Here is an 18,066-nt window from a genome sequence, read left to right on the forward strand (position 1 = left end):
GGGCAAAAATATACCCCCGCCTGCAGCGGGGGTAAAATGAGTGCCGATGAATCGGGCTACTGAACGGGAGCCAGAGCTTCTTTTTTGGGCAGTTTCAGCAGGAAGAGGGTAAGCAGCGCTGCGGCCGCAATCAGTCCCACAGGATAGGAGATTGTTGTGGGAAGCCGGAGTCCCTCCGGGGCCTGGAGTATATAGGTTGTAACCACAGCGGTCATGAAGGTTGCAGGAGCTGTGGCCAGCCAGTGAAAGCGTCTGTTTACTGCCAGGTATGCAGCGGCAGCCCAGAGGACGATGGTGGCCAGGGTCTGGTTCGACCAGGCGAAGTAGCGCCAGATAATCGAGAAGTCGATGAAGGTCAGGATAAACCCGACACCCAGAAGCGGGATCGCCAGGAGGAGCCTGCTTTTTATGGGGGCCTGGTCCAGATTGATGGAGTCGGCGATGGTAAGCCGTGCGGAACGGAAGGCGGTGTCGCCGGAGGTAATGGGACAGGCTATAACACCCAGAATGGCAAGAATTCCGCCTATTGTGCCGAGAAGCCCGATGGATACGCGGTTGACCACGAGGCCGGTGCCTCCCTCCGCCAGGGTAGCCTGGAGACCCGCAATGCCTCCGTCAAAGAATGTCATGGCGGCAGCTGCCCAGATCAGTGCGATTATGCCTTCACCCACCATGGCGCCGTAGAAAACCCTGCGACCGTACTTCTCATTGGGGAGACAACGGGACATGATGGGCGACTGGGTTGAGTGGAAGCCGGAAATAGCGCCGCAGGCTATGGTGATAAAAAGCATGGGCCACATGGAGAGCCCTTTCGGGTGCATGTTGGAAAGGGAGATCTCGGGTATCGGCATGGCACCGAAGATGAGAGCTCCTCCGATTCCGATTGCCATAATCAGGAGAACCGCTCCGAAAAGCGGGTACAGGCGGCCGATTACCTTATCCACCGGAATGATGGTGGCAAGGAAATAATAGGCCAGGATCAGTACGAGCCAGAAGCTCTTCTGGGCGAATATTCCACCCATTCCCAGGTTCGCGAGAAGTCCCGCGGGTCCGTACATGAATACCGTACCTACCAGTACCAGCAGGACGACGGAAAATACCCGCATTACCATCCGGATCTTGTCGCCCAGGTAAAACCCGACGATTTCCGCAACACTTTTTCCGTCGTGCCGGATGGAAAGCATTCCGGAAAAGTAGTCGTGAACTCCACCGGCGAAGATGGTACCAAGCACGATCCAGAGAAAGGCGGCGGGCCCGAAGAGGGCTCCCATGATGGCGCCGAAAATCGGTCCGAGGCCTGCAATGTTCAGGAGCTGTATAAGGAAGATCTTATACCAGGGAAGCTCCACATAATCGATGCCGTCGGCTCTGGTCAGGGCGGGGGTCTTTCTGGAGGGATCCACGCCGAATACCTTGTCGACAAAGGCGCCGTAGACAAAGTAGCCCCCGATCAAAACGGCCAGGGAGAGAAGAAAGCTTATCATTCGATAACCTCCTTGAAGTTGGAATTTGAGGCATCCTACTGTCTGTTTTCAGGATTGTGGGGGACGGGGGCATGAAATGCCGAAATTCCGGCATGAAATGCCTTGCCTGCGGTGATTTACAGGTTCAGTCGCTTGCGAAACTCCCCGATGTGGCTCCGGGAGACGGGTATCATCTCTGCAGTTCCTGCCAGGCGGAGCATAAAGGTATTGTTGACCCACAGATCAATGCGTTCCACCAGGGATATGTTTACAATATAACTGCGGTGACAATGGAGAAAGTCCGGGTGGGTCAGCTGCTCCTCGATCTGCCAGAAGGTGCCGTGGTAGAAGAACTCGCCCCTGTTGCTGACAATACGGACCTCCCTTCCCCGGGCTTCCACAAAGATAATATCCTGCTGCTTAAGGGGTACGATAGTCTCACCGGCGTACAGGGGCAGGGGTTTATGGTCCGCCTGTACAGGTGCATGGAGACGGCTTATAAGGCGTTCCAGATCCTCCACCGAGGGCTGGCGGGTTTTTACCCGTTTCAGGGTTTTATTGAGGCGTTCCTGGGAGACGGGTTTTACCAGATAGTCCAGGGCATGGACTTCGAAGGCCTGAAGGGCAAACTCGTCATAGGCGGTCTGGAAGATTATCGTGGGAGGGTTTTCCAGCCGGAGTATTTCCCTGGCCGCTTCGATTCCGTTTTTACCGGGCATCTGAATGTCCAGAAACACCAGGTCCGGTTTCAGTTCCCGGGACAGTTCAAGGGCGGCGAAGCCGTTTTCACCTTCTCCCACTATCGTCATGCCGCCTGCCTCTTCCAGGAGAAAGCGTATCTCCTCCCTGGCCAGGGGTTCGTCGTCGACGATGAGTACCCGCACCTCAGGCTCCCACGGACGCTGTGGCCGGCGCAGGAACGGCAAAGCCCACGGTGGTGCCTTCTCCCGGAACACTGCTTATCATGAGCCCGCTGCCGTAGAGATACTCCAGACGTTCGTTTACATTCCGCAGCCCGATGCTGTCGCTGGTATCTCCAGGATTCAGGGCCCGTTTGAGTTTTTCGGGATTCATTCCGACACCGTCGTCCCGGACCTCAAAACAGATCGACTCCCCCTGACGCCAGGCGGAGAGCCGTATTTTCCCTCCCTGAAGTTTGCCTGCTATCCCGTGCTTGACGGCATTCTCCACAATCGGCTGCAGGGTCAGGGGCGGAAGCAGGGTGTTCTCGGGGGCCTCCACGGCATATTCTATGCTGAGCTTGTCGCCGAAGCGGCTTTTTTCTATTTCCAGATAGGAACGGATGTACCGGAGCTCCTCTTCCAGGGGAATGTGATTTTCCGGCTTTTTCAGCGAGCGTCGCAACAGTTCGCTCAAGGAGATCAGGAGCTCCCGGGCCTGCCGGGGTTTGGTCCGGATGAGGGATGTTATGGTTGTAAGGGCATTGAAAAGAAAATGGGGTCTGATCTGGCTTTGCAGGGCCTGCAGCTCCGCCGTTGCCAGCAGCTCCGACTGCCGCTGGAGTTCACTGACCTCGATCTGGGTGGAAAAGAGGGTGGCCAGTCCCAGGGCAACCTCCGTATCCACGGAGTTGACCGTTCTGCGACCGGTACGATAGAGCTTGAGGGTCCCGACGGTCTCTCCCTTGACCTTCAGAGGCACAATTACCGCGGAACTCAGGGGGCAGCCCTCTTCCGAGCAGCCTATCTCCTCCTTCGTGCCGGCCACGCGGTATGACCCGCTCTGAATAACCTCACGGGTCAGGTTTGTTCGAAGGGGTTCCAGGGCTTTATGATGGTTCTCGCCGGCGCCCTTGTGGGCGAGGCATTTTTCCCTGTTCGTCAGGGAGACTGCAGAGACCTTGAGGTTTTTCAGGATAATTGACGCCGCTATTGCGGCCGTCTCCGGTGTGAATCCTGAACGCAGGAATTCGGTAGTCTCCCGTGCGGTTGCCAGGACCCGGTGCGACTGCCTGACGGCGATACGTTCTTCTTCGCGGAAGGCATCCTCCGAAACCGCGATGAACATACCGATGCCCACGGCGTTTCCCAGAACCATGGGAACGGCTATTATCTGGACAAGCTGCAGGGCTTCTGCAAAAGGTCTGGCGATCAGAAGTATCAGGAGCATCTGCACCAGTTCCGCCGTGGCCCCCCATCGGGCGGCGAAGAGCCATTTGTTCTCCGCCCTGCGAAAACGGGGACTCAGGAATCCGGCGATAAGCCCTTCGGTAATGGTGGACACCATGCATGCCACGGAGGTGAAACCTCCGATATCGATGGACCAGCGATGGAACCCCGCCAGTATTCCTGCTGTGATCCCCACCAGAGGACCTCCCAGAAGTCCCCCCACAAAAACTCCCACTACCCGGGCATTCGCCAGGGCTCCCATTATCGGAATTCCCGTGTATGTGCCCAGAATACCGATGCCGGAAAAAAAGAGAAGAAGTACGATGATCTCACGAGGCCTGGGACTGGTAGCAAGAACCATTCTTTTAAGACCGCGTATTCTGGTCAGTAAAAAGGCGAAAAAGAGAATCAAGCCTCCCTGGCTTACCAGATTGCGCAGCAGTATGATTACCTGATTATCGAAGTGCATAGAATTACCGGGGTCAGAATACAACAAAGACAAAGGCTTCTCAAGCATCAATCTTCTATAGTAGTATTTGAAGGTGCCCATACGTTTTTAACTGGAGGTTCTTTGATATGGTCAGCAGCGGTGAGTTTTTCTCCGTCCCCATAGGACAGGCTCTGGTTCAGCAGGGAGAATTAAGCAGAGAGCAGGTTGATCAGGTACTGCAGATGCAGAAGAATGGCGATAAGCGTCTCTTTGGCGAAATAGCTGTGGACATGGGATATCTCGATTTATTAACGGTAATCCGCTACCTGGAAGCCGAAGACAGAGGAGAATAGGCTCCTCAGCCCGCTTTGCAGGTAATAGTAATCTTTACGCCGCGCGTGTTCTCTATTTCCAGCGAACCATCCAATTGACGGACAAGGGCGTCAATCAGTTTGAGGCCAAGCCCGGAACCCTTTTCTGTTTTAATATGCTCAGGCAATCCGGATCCGTTGTCCCTGTAAACAAGTCTCAGTGATGAATCGCCTCCTTTCGACACCTTCAGCCTGATCTGCCCCTCCGGAGTTTCGTTGAATGCGTGTTTCATGGAATTTGTAATCAGTTCGGTAATAATAATCCCAAGAGGAGTCATGACCTTTGGCTTTATTTTCAGATTCTCCACATCAACGGAGCAGTTTATACCGGGTCTCGGCGGAAAGGAATCCGCTATTCTCTGTACCAGGGGAGGGATGAAATCATTTGCATTGAGTTCACGATAGTTCTCCGAACGGTACAGCTGTTCGTAGAGCAGCATCATGGTCTGCAGCCTGCCGGCAGCATCCTTGAGAATATTCCGGCTGTTTTTGTCTTCCAGGGAGCGGGACTGAATTGACAGCAGGCTGTGGATCATGTTCATGTTGTTCTTTATGCGATGGTGGGTTTCCTGGAGAAGCAGTTCCTTTTCCCTGAGCAGGTTCTGGAGCTCCTGTCTGCTGTTCCGCAGATCCTCCTCAATTTTCTGTCTCTTCAGTGCAATGCTTGCCTGTCGTACGAAAGCCTCTATGGTTTCGCTGTTCTTTATGGTGTTCCCCCTTTTCATGAGGAATGTGGAGGTCGCATATATCTGTTTGTCCACCATAAAGGCCATTCCGTATATACTGCCTATCTGAAAAAAACTTTCCAGGGCGCTGCAGACCCTTTTGGGAATTCCCCCGAAGGTCAGCTCATGGAGTCCCCCGGAGAACTCTTCGAGTTTTCCGCCTGCAAGTTCAAATATGGATGAATCCACCCTGTAGGTATTTCCGACGGGATTGAGACCCATTATGGAAATCAGCCTGTCGTACCTGTTTCCCACCCCCAGCAGGGCCTCCGTGGTCAGAACCCCCTCGTTCTGGTTAACCGAGTTAACCGTGATGTATGCCTCCGGGACCAGGGTGTGAAGGCATTCGCCTATGTACCTGTAGATGTTCCGGTCCACCGCGGTGTCTATGAACTGAACTGCCGTGTCGGCAAGGAACCTGATATTCCTGAGCTGCTCATTCGCGGCCCCTTCGGCGGATTCCTTCCGGGCGTTCTCCTTTTTCAGCTGGCTCTGGGTTTCAAACAATTCGAAGGCCATGTTTATGGATTCAATCAAAACGAACTCGCCGGCGTACTTGAGAACATAGCCGTACCTGGCGATTCCCCGCACCTGGTCTACCATCTCCTTTTCCGCGTGATTGGTACAGAAGATTATGGGAAGATCCCGTAAGGTCAGGATCTTTTCTGCGGTTCCGGTGCCATCCGGTTTTCCCGGTCCCAGATCGATATCCATAAGGACCATATTTATTGAAGGGTCCCTTTTTATGCATTCAATGGCCTGTGCCCCGCTGTTTGCCGGTATGACCGCAAAACCGTACTCCTCGAGGGTCAGTTTCTGACTTGCAGCCACCAGGACTTCATCTTCTACAAGGAGGATTGTTTTTTGTGCCGCAGTCATTTGTTTCCTTTCGCAGTCGCAGTTGTACCGGCGAATACCCGTATCCGACAGCAGAATATATCTTATAGTATAGCTGTTTACGGCATTTTTACAAACAGGTGGAATACCGGAAGATTCGATAAATCTTGACACCCCTTCGAGTTCGACGGTACTATGCTAATCCTATGACAGGCAATGAACTACGAAGCAAATATCTTGATTTCTTCAGGCGCCACGGCCATGCCGTTATTTCCGGCGCAAGTCTAATACCCGAGAACGATCCCACCGTTCTCTTTACCACCGCCGGGATGCACCCTCTTGTACCCTACATCCTTGGTGAGCCCCATCCGGCGGGAACCCGGCTGACGGATGTGCAGAAGTGTATCCGAACCGGCGACATAGACGCTGTGGGGGATCCCAGTCATCTTACCTTTTTCGAGATGCTGGGAAACTGGTCCCTGGGGGATTATTTCAAGGATGAGGCCATACGGATGAGTTACGAGTTTCTCACCTCTCCGGAATGGCTGGGAATCAGCCCGGACAAGCTGAGTGTAACGGTGTTTGCCGGAGACGATGATGCCCCCCGGGACGATGAGTCCGCATCTGTATGGCGTTCCCTGGGAATTCCCGAAGAGCGCATTTACTATCTGCCGAAAGAAGACAACTGGTGGGGGCCCGCCGGCCAGACGGGACCCTGCGGCCCCGACAGCGAGATGTTCATGGACACCGGCAGGGAGGCCTGCGGCCCGGACTGCCGGCCAGGCTGCCACTGCGGGAAGTACTTCGAGGTATGGAACGACGTGTTCATGCAGTACAACAAGCAGGCCGACGGTACATATGCAAAACTGCAGCGGAAATGCGTTGATACCGGCATGGGAATCGAACGGACCATAACGATTCTTCAGGGTAAGGCCTCGGTGTATGAGACCGAGCTCTTTACGCCCATCATCGAAGAGATTACCCGGATATCCGGCATCGCCTACGGTGGAGGAGACGAGGCGGATACCTCTATCCGTATCATTGCAGACCATGTAAAGACCGCAACATTTATTATCGGCGACCCCAGGGGAGTCACCCCTTCCAACCTGGGACAGGGATACATCCTGCGAAGACTGATTCGCCGGGCAAGCAGGCACGGCCGGAAGCTTGGCATAGAGGGGGCATTTCTCTCTCAACCGGCCCGGATCGTGATTGATATGTACCGGGAGGTCTATCCCGAACTGGCGGAGAAGATGGACTTTATCCTCAAAGAGCTCACTTCCGAGGAGGAGAAATTCCTCAAGACCCTGCAGAAGGGTGAACACGAGTTCGAAAAGCTTCTTCCGAGCCTTGAGAAGAACCCGAAGAAGCAGATTCCCGGACGTCTCGCCTTCAAGCTCTATGATACCTACGGCTTTCCCGTGGAGATCACAGAAGAGCTCGCAGCCGAGCACGGATTTTCTGTCGACAGGGAAGGATTTGACGCGGCCTTCGCCAAGCACCAGGAGGCCTCCAAGAAAGGTGCGGAAAAGACCTTCAAGGGAGGGCTTGCCGACCAGTCCGAACTGACTACCCGGCTGCACACCGCAACCCACCTGCTGCACAAGGCCCTGCGTACGGTCCTGGGCGAGCACGTCAGCCAGAAAGGGTCCAACATAACTCCGGAACGGCTGCGCTTCGACTTTTCCCATCCAGACAAGATGAGTCCGGAAGAGATCAGGGCCGTGGAGGACATGGTCAACGAACAGATCCGGCGGGACCTGCCGGTTACCATGGAGGTTATGACCCTGGAGCAGGCCCAAAAGGCCGGCGCCCTGGCTTTCTTCGGCGACAAGTACGAGGAAAAGGTCAAGGTCTACACCATGGGAGACTATTCAAAAGAGGTCTGCGGCGGCCCCCATGTAAGCCATCTGGGAGAACTGGGGCACTTCAGGATTCAGAAGGAACAGTCCTCTTCCGCCGGGGTTCGGCGGATTCGGGCCGTGCTGGAGTCGGTGGAGTAGGGAAAGAGGTCGCTATTCTTTCTTCCCCTTCGTCGCCAGCTGACCGCAGGCCGCGTTTACACCCCGGCCCTTACGGTGGCGGAGGACGACCGTGAGTCCCAGCTTTTCAAGTTCTTTCTGAAACCAGTCAAGCCTGCCGCTGTCCGGTTCCTCCAGGGGGAGGCTCCCTTTTTCCGGCAGGTTTACCGGCGGCATGCCCTCTGCGGGGTTCCAGGGAATCAGGTTTATATTGCAGCGCAGGCCATTGGCGAATTTTCTGATCAGTCCGGGGTCTTCTTTTCGGTCATTTATATTCTTCAACAGTACATATTCAAGGGTTATTCTTCGCCCTCCGGCCTTCTGGTATTCCAGGAGAGCCTCTTTCAGCCGGGGGAGGGGGTTCCTGATTTCCACGGGCATAAGTTCTTTCCGGATTACTGGCTCCGCACTTACAAGGCTGACTGCCAGGCGAACCTGGGGATGTTCCTGTACCAGGCGACTGATTCCTTCAACGAGCCCGGAGGTGCTGATGGTAATGCGCCGCTGCCCCATGTTCCGGCCTTCCGGATGGGTCAGGATCCTGATTGTCTTTGACAGCTCGTCATAGTTATTGAAGGGCTCGCCCATTCCCATAAAAACGATGTTGTCGATGCTTTTGCCCCCTGCGGTCTCCTCGAGGAGGTAGAGCTGTTCTATTATTTCCCCTGCATCGAGGTTGCGGATAAAGCCCATGGTGGCGGTCTTGCAGAAGCGGCAGCCCATGGCGCAGCCCACCTGGGTTGAGAGACAGGCTGTCACCCGGTCCCCGGCGTCCCGCAGGAGGACGGCCTCGATAAGGGAGCCGTCGCCGAGTTTCAGGCGGATTTTGACAGTGCCGTCGTCTGCCTCTTCAACAAGGTCGACATGAGAAGTCAGAATTGTGTGCTCAGTTTCCAGTTTCTGTCTGAGGGGCTTCGGCAGGTCCGTCATTTCGCCGAAGCTTCTGACATTTTTCTGGTGGATCCAGGAAAAGATCTGACGACCCCGGAACGCCGGTTCCGAAGCAAGGACCCCGGAGATTTCCCGGGGCAGAAGGGCAAGCAGGGATTGCACGGGCTTATCTGCCCAGGCGCAGGGTATCCAGCATATTGGAAACGTAGGCGTTACGAATGCCCAGGCGCTGGAAACTGGTCAGAACCTCCAGGGCCTTCTCTTTTTCCCCGAGTTCAAGATGACAATCGGCGATCTCGGTATAGAGTCGATGGTTCTTGGGATCGTTTTTCAGGAGGCCCTGAAGGCTGTCAATGGCTTCCCGGTAATTACCCCGGGCCTTATTGATCAGGGCCAGTCCAAGAATCGCGTAGGCGTCGAACTCGATGTTCAGGGCACGACGATAATATTCTTCGGCTTTGTCAAAGTCTCCCAGGTGCCGGAAGGAGTCCCCGGCGCGGGTCAGAATAACCTTGTTCCGGGAGTCCTTCTGCAAAATCCTCTGCCAGTACTCAAGGGACTCTTCGTGCCGGTCCAGTCCTCTGTAGCAGTCTGCCATTCCAAAGAGGGCGTAGAAGTTGTTTGGTTCCTGTTCAAGGGCCTTGCCAAAATAGACCAGCCCTTTTTCGTAGGTTTTCAGCTTGCGGTGACAGTTTCCAAGAGAGGTGAGGACCCGGATATCAACATCGTCCTGCTTTACTTCCAGCATCTTTTCCCAGTACTGCAGGGCTTCCTCGTATTCCCGGAAGTCATAGTGCAGATGACCGAGGCCTATCAGGGCATAAGGGTTGTTCTCTTCCATCTCCAGGACCTTCAGGTAGATTTCCTTGGAGCGGCGGAAGTCCCGCACTTTGCGGTAGGCGTCGGCGACCCTGGTCAGGACGGTAACGTTGCTGGAGTCGTGCTCCAGATAGCGCTCCCAGATGTCGATGGCGTTGGAATACTGGTGCAGGGCTTTGTAGCAGTCCGCCAGGCCGAACAGGGCGTAGTTGTTCCCCGGATGGGAGGCCAGACACTGCTGGTAGTATTTTATTGCGTCCCTGTGCCGGTTTTTCTTCCGGGCTGCATCTCCCAGTCCGACCAGGGCATAGTTATTGTTATCGTCCATTTCGAGGATCCTGTTGAAACAGACAATGGCATCCTCGATGAGATTCTCTTTTAAAAGCTGATATCCTCGTTTCGAGAGTTCGGATATTTCGTTCAGCCGCTCTTCTTCGGCCTGCTCTTCGGGTGTGAGCTCCCTGATTTCTTCGTTATTGTCGCTCATATATCGTTTACCCCTCTTCTTTTAACCATTTACGTACAATTGATGACATTGTTTCTATTAAAGCATCCCGTTTTTCCGGAGCCGGAGCAATCCAGTACATACGCAATGCGTCAATATGTCTATTCTGCTGTTCATAATACCGGCCGATTCTTATAAGGCCGTCTGAATAACTGGTAGTTAGAAAGATCCGTTTTGCCAGTTCAATCTCACCGCGATTGAACATTTCATTACCTTTACGAATAAGTGCAGAACGGTCCCGACTGTCCAGGGGGACCTTTTTTTCTGTTGCTACCTTAATAAAACCGTCTGTCGGTATAAGCTCAAGTGCCTTCTCTTTATTCATCAACGGCAAAACCCGCTTTTCCTACTATAGTAAAATCACACGGCAAAATCAATATAATATGCCTAAACAACTATTAAAATAATCAAAATTCTCCAAACATTCATGTGAATTGAAAGCTGTCCTGGCTTATTCGTGAAGGGAACCTTTTGTGGAAGCAGGATTACCCTGTTTTCTGATAAAAGCCTGTCCCAGGGCTTTTCCGAGAGCCTTGAACAGGGCTTCCGCCATATGGTGGCTGTTGTCTCCGTAGCGGCAGCTGCCGTGAACAGTAAGGCCTCCCCGGGTGGAGAGGGCTGTAAAGAACTCCTTCAGCAGACAGAGGGGAAAGCTGCCGGCGTATTCCTGGGGAAAATCGGCATTGAAAACGAGAAAGGGACGGCCCGAGGCGTCGACGGTAACTTCACTCAGGGCATCGTCCATGGGGATTACCGAGTGGCCGAAACGCTGTATCGATCCGTAGCTCATTACAGCCTCTCTCAGGGCATCCCCCAGGACCAGACCCGTATCCTCCACAAGGTGATGGGGATCCACGTCGATATCTCCCGATGCGTTTATCTGAAGGAAGAATCCGCCGTGAAAGGCCATGGAATTGAGTATGTGGTTGAAGAAGGGAACCGGGGTATCGATCTGCGGCTCCTTCGGGCTGTCGAGGTCGAGGATCAGTCTGATCCGGGTCTCTTTTGTGTTGCGTTCCTGTGTAATCCGTCGTGTTTCCATGGCTCTTCCTTGTTTTTAACCTTTTACAGTATCGACGAACTCCCGGATTTCCTGAAACCGCAGTTTAAAATAGGCGGGATTCGCTATCAAATGGACCCTGATCTCCGCCAGTTTTTCCAGAACTTCCAGATTATTGGCCTTCAGGGTGTTCCCTGTTTCCACCAGGTCCACTATATAGGGAGTCAATCCCAGGACGGGAGCAAGCTCCACGGATCCGTTGAGTTTGATAACCTCCACCGGGATTCCCCGCTCATGGAAATAGTCCCGGGAGAATCGGGTGAATTTGCTTGCCACCTTGATCATGCCGTTATTCAGGCTGAAACGGGCCCCCTTTTTTCCGGCCAGACACATAGCGGTGGATCCGAAATCGAAGGTGTGGAGTTTAACGAAGGGGTAGCCGTGTTCGTACAGAACGTCCTCGCCGCAGACGCCAAGGCCGGCGATACCATTGTTCACGTATACCGGCAGATCGGCGTTCTTTACCAGGAAGATTTTTATCCGCCCGTCGGCATCGTAGGCCACGAGTTTTCTCTTTTCAAATTCGACCTTCAGGCCTACGGTTTCCATTCTTTCCAGGACCTGGTCCGTCAGACGTCCCTTCGGGAGTGCAAGGGTCAGCGGGCTGTTCATAGGCGTACGATCCTTCCCCGGGCGCGTTTTTGTACAGCATCCCTGTATTTTTCCTGCAGAGTCTCTCCCCGGGCCTGTTCGATGCTTCCCGGAAGGGCGAAACGCTCCGGATTACCCACCAGGGGTTCGATTTTCCGCAGGAGCAGGGAGAACCCGACGGAGGGACTGTCGAACCCGAAGGTCTCCAGGAGCCTGTCGTAGCGTCCGCCGGAGAGAAAGGCGGAATCCACTCCCTCCAGGTAGGCCTGAAAAACAATACCGGTGTGGTAATTCTGGCTGCCCGTCTCGGACAGATCGATCCTGACCGGTCCGGAGGAACCGCTGGTTTCGATAATTTTTGCCAGTTCCAGGAGCCTGCTCAGATGGGGACTGCAGGCGGGACCAACGGAATCTCCCTGCCGTCTGAGAAACTCTTCGAACTCTCCCGAGCTTCCCAGAAAGCTGAAAAGCCCGATCAGTGGTTCCGGATCCGCGGCTCCCCCCTGAAGCAGGAGGTTTTTCATGGTTTCCGTGTCCCGCAGGGCAATAGCGGAAAAGAGTTCCTTTGCTTCTTCGTCCTGCAGGCCCCTGGCGGCTTCATGGGCAAGGGCCGCGGAACCGAGGTGCAGAACCGCATCCACCTTGAGAAACTCAAGAATCTCAGCCGCCATGAGCAGCACCTCAGCGTCTCCCTCCAGCCCCGGTATGCCGATAAGTTCGGCCCCGATCTGGTAGAATTCATTTTTCGAGATATCGTCGCTCTGCTGATGCCGCAGTATTGAATCGGCATACCAGACCCGGACGGGAAGGTCTTCCCGGTTCAGGGCCATACCCATCTGCTTGGCAAGAAAAAGGGTCACGTCGCTGCGAAGCAGGAGCAGTTCTCCCTCCCGGTCCATGAGCCGGTATACCCGTTCGGAGGAGGAGGTATCCAGCAGGGGTTTATAGATATCGTAAAAATCAAAAACCGGCGTTTCCGCGGGAAGATATCCCCATCCGGTAAAAATGCCGTCGATTTCGCTCAGGATTCTGCGGTGCCGGAAGGCTTCTTCCAGAAAGAACCCTTCTGTTCCCGGGGGAATCTGAAGCAGCCGTCGTTTCGGGGTCATAGTCAAAGCTCCTCATATTCAGTCCGGGCTACTATAACAGATACGCCGGGGGTTTACCAAGAGACGAAGAGGGATATAATTTAAGCTATGCCTTCCATAGAAATGAAAAGCGTGGACCGTCTTGGAAAGGGTGACAGGCTGCTCTTTGATGCCGGACCCTTTGCCAAAGCCGGTACCATTGTCGATGAACGGATTATCAGGCATCTCGGACGTCATCGGGTACCTGTTGTACCGACCCTTGCCCTGAGTTACGAAGAGCAGCATAAGACCGAAGGGAAGAGTGAGGATGAGCTTATCCGTCGTTTCCTGGACTCCCAGGAGGATGCCTGGGAACATGTACGCCGGAGGCTCTATGAAAAACTCAAGAGCAGTTATGTTCCTTTTTCAGAGAACGAACGTCAGTTCCAGGCGTCGGGAAAGCGGAAGCAGATAACGAAGGGTGTTCTGCTGGAGCCTCGGCCGGAACGTCTCTACCTGGCGGATATCGATGCCGGAAGTCACGCCATTCTGCCGGAGTCCACTGTTCATTACCTTCGGGACGGGATCAATACTCTCTACTCCATGCTCTCAAAGCTGAACGTGAGGTCGTCGGAGACCAGGGGAAAGAAACGACGCATTCCCCGTGTGGGATTTCATACCATTCGTCTGCAGTCCCTGTATGACGGAGAGCGTATTGCCACCGTGGGAGACGCCTTTGTTCTGCACGCCCTGGACTGCTGCTGTTATTTTCTGAATACCATGGTGAATATAAATAAAAAGCGGATTCTTGCCGGAGCTCCCCTTACGGAGCGGAGGTTCGATCCCGGCAACAAGGCCCAGCAGGACTCCCTTTTTCAGTACAGCCAGGAGTTTATCGTTGACGCGGCTTTAGGGGTGCTTATCGGTTTTCTCGGGTTCTTTCAGGAGGATATACATCATCAGGTCAGCGTTTCGTCGATTATCGACGGCAGCTCGGCCGCGGAAAAACGCTGCATAAAACTCCTGCAGCGTAATATCCTTGTCCTGCGCAACCTGCTGCGGGACCGGCATGATATTTCCGCCCTCACCCGGATGACCGCCCTGATGCAGAAGGTCTATGCCGACGGTACGGGTTTTCCTCCCCCCAACGAGAACCGCTATCTTCATGAATTCGTACGTCTTTTTCAGATAATAGCTGTCTATGACGAGCTGACCAATCCTGTTATCGGACACACCGGCTACAGCCGTATGGAGGTGATCGGATATCTCCGGCGGAACTCCGGACCCTACCGTCACGACTGGGAGCGTTTTACTCCCCGGCCGCGCTTCGACTCAGGCCTTCTTGATGAGTTCCTGCAGATCCTTGCCCCCTTCCGTGCGGGGGAGAAGGTGTATCTTTACAGCAGGGGAAAGCGCAGCGCCTACATCTTTGTCGGCCGGGTCTACACATACAGCGATGATACAATGCCCCTTATCTCAATTCTGAAGGACGAACGTTCCGGAAAAAGCTACCCCTTCGGCCGGCTCCTGATCCACATACCATCTTCGTCGGGCTTCTTTATGCAGAACGGAAAGATCATAAAGCGCTTCAGGGCCGACTGGGTGGGTGGGCTGCAGATACACGATACAGCGGTGAATCCGGGAGATCTGAGCGAATACCAGGACTTTCTTTACGGCGAAGCCCTGCCCCTGGCGAGGGGAGTCAAGGGGAGTTTTTAGAGATGTCCTTACGAGAATCCGGTGAAAAAACCGGGACTGTGGTATATTTCTGGGGAAGGAAGGTCATCAATGAACGAGAATCCCCCGGCAGAACTGCAGCGGCGGCTAAAGGAGTACGGCGATTATCAGGCTCAGACAGATGAGCACAGGCCCCTGGAACACGACTTTGTGCCGGATGATATTCCCCGGCGCTTACGGAGACTGCTCACACTGCTGAACAGCTGAAACGCCATCCCTGCCCGTTAATCCCTGAAGCGGTAAAAACCCAGCCTGGACCTGCCGAAGAGCCGCAGATCGAAACGTACAAGCCTCCCTGTTGTTTCTCCCGGATCATCCTCTTCGGGGAAATGTATCATCAGCAGTCCGTCATCCTCCAGACGTCCCTCGGCCATCTGTATGAATTCCTTTTTCCCTCCCAGAGGAAAAGGGGGGTCAAGGTAGATGTAGTCGAATAGACTGTCACCCGTCTTCAGGAAATGTTCGGCCCCCATGATATGGGCCCTGATGGGCGTTTCCACCATGGAGATATTCTCAAGGAGCACCGGGCGTTTCCCCCGGTCTTTTTCCACCAGGACCACCGGTTCCGCTCCCCGGGAGGCCGCTTCTATACCCACCACCCCTGAGCCGGAAAAGAGGTCCAGAAATGACTCCCCGGAAATGTTCCCCAGAATATTGAAGAGGGATTCCCGCATCCGGTCCATGGCCGGCCGGATGACCCCCTTCGGGCATTTTACTGTCCTGCCGCGGTAGCGGCCTCCGGTAACGCGCATTCAGCCTCCGTTTATCAGCTCTTCTTCAAAGGGTCGGGTACGATTGATAACCTGTCTCAAGAGGGAGTTCTCCGGTTTCAGCAGTCCAGGATCATCCTGCAGGATTTTTCGCGCCAGATTGCGGGCCCTGAGCATGGTTTCTCCATCCGCCGCGGGGTCCGCGAAGCGGAGGCGCAGGAATCCCGCCTGTTCGGTTCCTGTCATGTTTCCCGGGCCGCGGATCTTCAGGTCCTCCTCGGCCACTGCAAAGCCGTCGGAGTTCTCCATCATTACCCTGAGGCGCCGTTTTCCTTCCTCGCTCAGATCCGGTGCGTAGACCAGGAACATATAGCTCTGAAACTCTCCCCGGCCGACCCGGCCCCGGAGCTGATGGAGGGCGGCCAGGCCGAAGCGTTCCGCATGTTCCACCACCATGCAGGTGGCGTTGGGAACGTCCACGCCGACCTCCACCACGCTGGTGGAGACCAGGATGTCGATCTCTCCCGAACTGAAGGACCTCATCACCGAGACCTTCTCCTCCTCGTCCAGGCGGGAATGAATCAGTCCGAGGCGGAAATCGGGGAAGCGCTGCTTCAGGGCCTCGTACATACCTTCCGCGTCTTTCAGGTCCATCTTACTGCTTTCGGCGATCAGGGGATAGACGCAGTAGGCCTGTCGTCCGGTCCGGACCTCCTTTTTAAGCCATTCGTAGACCTTCTCTTCCCGCCCCATGCGGGCCAGATGGGTTATTACCGGTTTACGTCCCGGCGGCATGCTGCGGATAACGGAGACGTCCAGGTCGCCGAAAACGGTCATGGCCAGGGTACGGGGAATGGGGGTGGCGGTCATGACCAGCGTGTCGGGCTCCTCCCCCTTCTGCGACAAAGCTACCCGCTGGAGGACCCCGAAGCGCTGCTGTTCGTCGATTATTGCCAGCCCCAGGCATCTGAAACGGACCCCCTCGGAGAAGAGGGCGTGGGTTCCGATAAGCAGGTCGATCTCCCCGGATTCCAGCCGGGAGAGGATTTCCTCTCTGGCCCGGGACTGCACCGAACCTGTAAGAAGGGCCAGTCGCACCCCCGCGGGTTCCAGAAGTCGGGCGGCGTTTTCCGCATGCTGTCGGGCCAGGAGTTCGGTGGGGGCCATGAAGGCGGCCTGTTCACCGGCTTCGATGCTTTCACAGGCTGCAAGAAATGCGGTGAGGGTCTTGCCGCTTCCCACGTCTCCCTGTATGAGACGCGCCATGGGCCGTGAACCCCTCAGATCCTCCCGGATCTCCCGGAGGACGGTTTTCTGATCCCGGGTCAGCTCAAAGGGAAGGGACTCCAGTACCCGGCGGGCAAGGGTTCCCCGGGCTGTGGTCCTCTCCTTTCTGGTGGAACGGAGAGCCAGACCCCGGCGGGCGATGCTGAGCTGGAGATAGAAAAACTCCTCCCAGGCCAGGGCTCGCCGGGCAAGTCGGACCTCGTCAAGGGTTTCGGGACAGTGAAGTCCCTGGAGCTGCTTCTTTTTACTGACGGGAATTTCCTCCCGGGCGTATATGGGGGGGAGTTCGTCTTCTATCTGGTCGATGTATTTGGCCAGGCCTTCGTGTATCGCTTTACGGATTGCTCCCTGACGCAGGCTGGCCCCCGCCGGATAGATCGGTACCAGCGAGCCGAAGGAGCTTGTTCCGGAGGGAGTTTCCGATGCTTCAAACTCGAATGACGAAGCCTGGATTTCCCCGAAGCGGTAAGAAAACTGTCCGTAAATCCGGATCTGTGCTCCCACGGGGAGCTTCTGCTGCAGAAAGTTGCGGCCGAAGCAGTTCAGGGCGGCCCTGCCGGAGGAGTCCTCGATCCAGACCTTCAAGGTACGTCTCCTGCCGAAACCAAACCAGTCGTGGGCAATGACGGTGGCGATGGTGTTGACCGGACTGCCGCCGACTCCTTTGGACAGGGGAACTTCCGTCTTCCGGTCCTCGTAGTATCGGGGGGCGTGGAGCAGGAGATCTCCGAGGCTTTCAATTCCCAGGGAGGCAAAAGCCTCGGCGGTTCGAGGGCCGATCCCTTTGAGTTCCCCTGGTTGTGTCCGCAGCTCCCGCAGAAACACGTGGGCCGGTTAAAAGGGCAGGGAGGCCAGGAGCCCCTGAATCTGGTAGAACACCAGGTTGCCCAGAAGCCGGGTCAAAAGGAGTATGGCGCCGCTGAGGGCAAGGCCGGTCTGATAGGTCACGTTCTGTCCCCGGAGGATGACACGGGAGAAATATCGGAGGATCGGGGCGATAATAATGTCCAGGGTCTGAATAAAGGGGGAGACCATGGAGGCGCGAAAGAGAAGGGTAATAAAACGAATCAGAACAAGAATAAAGAAAAAGGTGAGAACCCAGCCGACGGCCCCCCACAGGGAGCCCACGATAATGGCAAGAACGATCCCCAGGGATATGCTTCCCGTCAGGGCCAGGCGGTTTGTAATGTTCAGGATAATTACCAGCACGATAAGCGCGGCCAGGGGAGAAAAGTCCATGGAACCCGCCCGCAGAAAGGGGAACCTGCGGAACCAGTAGAGGTAGGGGTCCGTAACCGAACGGAGAACCTCCATGGCTCTTCCGTAGCTCGCTCCCTGGAACCAGGTCATCAGAACCCGGATAAAGATCAGAATCATGTAGACCGAGAGGGCCCCGGAGATAAAGCGCATTACCTGTTGCATA

At 55.1% G+C, this 18,066-nt stretch carries 17 protein-coding genes; 4 read left to right on the forward strand and 13 right to left on the reverse strand.

The genetic code is table 11. The annotated features are described in order from the left end of the window. Window positions 1-56 precede the first annotated feature (56 nt). The 3 genes from B4O97_RS00630 to B4O97_RS00640 all read right to left on the reverse strand — a co-directional run bounded on the left by B4O97_RS00630 (window position 57) and on the right by B4O97_RS00640 (window position 4,061). Window positions 57-1,484 carry a carbon starvation CstA family protein gene (locus B4O97_RS00630; RefSeq protein WP_083047283.1) on the reverse strand — a complete coding sequence of 476 codons (1,428 nt, stop codon included), beginning with the start codon at window positions 1,482-1,484 and terminating at the stop codon, window positions 57-59. Between the two features lie 116 nt (window positions 1,485-1,600). Continuing rightward, window positions 1,601-2,347 carry a LytR/AlgR family response regulator transcription factor gene (locus tag B4O97_RS00635; protein ID WP_158084079.1) on the reverse strand — a complete coding sequence of 249 codons (747 nt, stop codon included), beginning with the start codon at window positions 2,345-2,347 and terminating at the stop codon, window positions 1,601-1,603. 1 nt (window position 2,348) lies between these two features. Further along, on the reverse strand, window positions 2,349-4,061 hold the full coding sequence (locus B4O97_RS00640; protein ID WP_158084080.1) for a LytS/YhcK type 5TM receptor domain-containing protein: 1,713 nt from the start codon (window positions 4,059-4,061) through the stop codon (window positions 2,349-2,351). Window positions 4,062-4,168: 107 nt separating this feature from the next. On the opposite strand from B4O97_RS00640, the gene B4O97_RS00645 reads away from it, so the two are divergent. Continuing rightward, window positions 4,169-4,375, forward strand: a complete 207-nt coding sequence (locus B4O97_RS00645) for a hypothetical protein (RefSeq protein ID WP_083047289.1) — start codon at window positions 4,169-4,171, stop codon at window positions 4,373-4,375. Window positions 4,376-4,380: 5 nt separating this feature from the next. Here B4O97_RS00645 and B4O97_RS00650 read toward each other — a convergent pair whose 3' ends face one another. After that, window positions 4,381-5,997 (reverse strand): histidine kinase dimerization/phosphoacceptor domain -containing protein, encoded by a 1,617-nt coding sequence (locus tag B4O97_RS00650; protein ID WP_083047291.1) that lies wholly within the window; start codon window positions 5,995-5,997, stop codon window positions 4,381-4,383. Window positions 5,998-6,161: 164 nt separating this feature from the next. On the opposite strand from B4O97_RS00650, the gene B4O97_RS00655 reads away from it, so the two are divergent. Beyond that, window positions 6,162-7,958 (forward strand): alanine--tRNA ligase, encoded by a 1,797-nt coding sequence (locus B4O97_RS00655; protein ID WP_083047292.1) that lies wholly within the window; start codon window positions 6,162-6,164, stop codon window positions 7,956-7,958. 12 nt (window positions 7,959-7,970) lie between these two features. On the opposite strand, the gene rlmN is transcribed toward B4O97_RS00655, so the two are convergent. From rlmN to B4O97_RS00685, 6 genes are all read right to left on the reverse strand, one after another. Beyond that, window positions 7,971-9,029: a 23S rRNA (adenine(2503)-C(2))-methyltransferase RlmN gene (gene rlmN / locus B4O97_RS00660; RefSeq protein ID WP_083047294.1), complete on the reverse strand. Its 1,059-nt coding sequence runs from the start codon at window positions 9,027-9,029 to the stop codon at window positions 7,971-7,973. 4 nt (window positions 9,030-9,033) lie between these two features. Then, on the reverse strand, window positions 9,034-10,173 hold the full coding sequence (locus B4O97_RS00665) for a tetratricopeptide repeat protein (protein ID WP_083047296.1): 1,140 nt from the start codon (window positions 10,171-10,173) through the stop codon (window positions 9,034-9,036). A gap of 7 nt (window positions 10,174-10,180) precedes the next feature. Next, the gene (locus B4O97_RS00670; RefSeq protein WP_083047298.1) at window positions 10,181-10,516 is read right to left on the reverse strand and encodes a hypothetical protein; all 336 of its coding nucleotides are present in this window, start codon (window positions 10,514-10,516) and stop codon (window positions 10,181-10,183) included. A 126-nt stretch (window positions 10,517-10,642) separates the two neighbouring features. After that, on the reverse strand, window positions 10,643-11,233 hold the full coding sequence (gene hisB / locus B4O97_RS00675; protein ID WP_083047300.1) for an imidazoleglycerol-phosphate dehydratase HisB: 591 nt from the start codon (window positions 11,231-11,233) through the stop codon (window positions 10,643-10,645). A 15-nt stretch (window positions 11,234-11,248) separates the two neighbouring features. Then, window positions 11,249-11,863: an ATP phosphoribosyltransferase gene (gene hisG / locus B4O97_RS00680; RefSeq protein ID WP_083047302.1), complete on the reverse strand. Its 615-nt coding sequence runs from the start codon at window positions 11,861-11,863 to the stop codon at window positions 11,249-11,251. Next, a complete protein-coding gene (locus B4O97_RS00685; protein ID WP_083047304.1) occupies window positions 11,860-12,951 on the reverse strand; it encodes an ATP phosphoribosyltransferase regulatory subunit in 1,092 nt (363 codons plus the stop codon). The genes hisG and B4O97_RS00685 overlap by 4 nt, the downstream gene beginning before the upstream one ends. Before the next feature lie 87 nt (window positions 12,952-13,038). Between B4O97_RS00685 and B4O97_RS00690 the strand changes: the two genes are divergently transcribed. Then, complete coding sequence (locus B4O97_RS00690; protein WP_083047306.1) at window positions 13,039-14,628, forward strand: HD-GYP domain-containing protein; 1,590 nt, start codon at window positions 13,039-13,041, stop codon at window positions 14,626-14,628. A gap of 69 nt (window positions 14,629-14,697) precedes the next feature. After that, a complete protein-coding gene (locus B4O97_RS19405; protein ID WP_158084081.1) occupies window positions 14,698-14,853 on the forward strand; it encodes a hypothetical protein in 156 nt (51 codons plus the stop codon). A gap of 17 nt (window positions 14,854-14,870) precedes the next feature. Here the strand turns inward: B4O97_RS19405 and rsmD are convergent, their stop codons facing one another. From rsmD to B4O97_RS00705, 3 genes are read right to left on the reverse strand one after another with little or no spacing between them, the layout of a single operon-like run. After that, the gene (gene rsmD / locus B4O97_RS00695) at window positions 14,871-15,398 is read right to left on the reverse strand and encodes a 16S rRNA (guanine(966)-N(2))-methyltransferase RsmD (RefSeq protein ID WP_083047308.1); all 528 of its coding nucleotides are present in this window, start codon (window positions 15,396-15,398) and stop codon (window positions 14,871-14,873) included. Next, complete coding sequence (gene recG / locus B4O97_RS00700) at window positions 15,399-17,468, reverse strand: ATP-dependent DNA helicase RecG (RefSeq protein WP_083047310.1); 2,070 nt, start codon at window positions 17,466-17,468, stop codon at window positions 15,399-15,401. It abuts the gene before it with no gap. A 9-nt stretch (window positions 17,469-17,477) separates the two neighbouring features. Beyond that, complete coding sequence (locus B4O97_RS00705) at window positions 17,478-18,065, reverse strand: YggT family protein (protein WP_083047312.1); 588 nt, start codon at window positions 18,063-18,065, stop codon at window positions 17,478-17,480. Window position 18,066: the final 1 nt, after the last annotated feature.

Origin of the sequence: Marispirochaeta aestuarii (assembly GCF_002087085.1) — a bacterium.
Lineage (GTDB): Bacteria > Spirochaetota > Spirochaetia > JC444 > Marispirochaetaceae > Marispirochaeta > Marispirochaeta aestuarii.

What these genes read in the sequence shown, in the direction of transcription:
- hisB (WP_083047300.1), bottom strand. Translation starts at nt 11,233, where the DNA reads ATGGAAACACGACGGATTACACAGGAACGCAACACAAAAGAGACCCGG.
- hisG (WP_083047302.1), bottom strand. Translation starts at nt 11,863, where the DNA reads ATGAACAGCCCGCTGACCCTTGCACTCCCGAAGGGACGTCTGACGGAC.
- B4O97_RS00690 (WP_083047306.1), top strand. Translation starts at nt 13,039, where the DNA reads ATGCCTTCCATAGAAATGAAAAGCGTGGACCGTCTTGGAAAGGGTGAC.
- B4O97_RS00630 (WP_083047283.1), bottom strand. Translation starts at nt 1,484, where the DNA reads ATGATAAGCTTTCTTCTCTCCCTGGCCGTTTTGATCGGGGGCTACTTT.
- B4O97_RS00640 (WP_158084080.1), bottom strand. Translation starts at nt 4,061, where the DNA reads ATGCACTTCGATAATCAGGTAATCATACTGCTGCGCAATCTGGTAAGC.
- B4O97_RS19405 (WP_158084081.1), top strand. Translation starts at nt 14,698, where the DNA reads ATGAACGAGAATCCCCCGGCAGAACTGCAGCGGCGGCTAAAGGAGTAC.
- B4O97_RS00650 (WP_083047291.1), bottom strand. Translation starts at nt 5,997, where the DNA reads ATGACTGCGGCACAAAAAACAATCCTCCTTGTAGAAGATGAAGTCCTG.
- B4O97_RS00670 (WP_083047298.1), bottom strand. Translation starts at nt 10,516, where the DNA reads ATGAATAAAGAGAAGGCACTTGAGCTTATACCGACAGACGGTTTTATT.
- B4O97_RS00645 (WP_083047289.1), top strand. Translation starts at nt 4,169, where the DNA reads ATGGTCAGCAGCGGTGAGTTTTTCTCCGTCCCCATAGGACAGGCTCTG.
- B4O97_RS00665 (WP_083047296.1), bottom strand. Translation starts at nt 10,173, where the DNA reads ATGAGCGACAATAACGAAGAAATCAGGGAGCTCACACCCGAAGAGCAG.
- B4O97_RS00705 (WP_083047312.1), bottom strand. Translation starts at nt 18,065, where the DNA reads ATGCAACAGGTAATGCGCTTTATCTCCGGGGCCCTCTCGGTCTACATG.
- B4O97_RS00655 (WP_083047292.1), top strand. Translation starts at nt 6,162, where the DNA reads ATGACAGGCAATGAACTACGAAGCAAATATCTTGATTTCTTCAGGCGC.
- rsmD (WP_083047308.1), bottom strand. Translation starts at nt 15,398, where the DNA reads ATGCGCGTTACCGGAGGCCGCTACCGCGGCAGGACAGTAAAATGCCCG.
- B4O97_RS00685 (WP_083047304.1), bottom strand. Translation starts at nt 12,951, where the DNA reads ATGACCCCGAAACGACGGCTGCTTCAGATTCCCCCGGGAACAGAAGGG.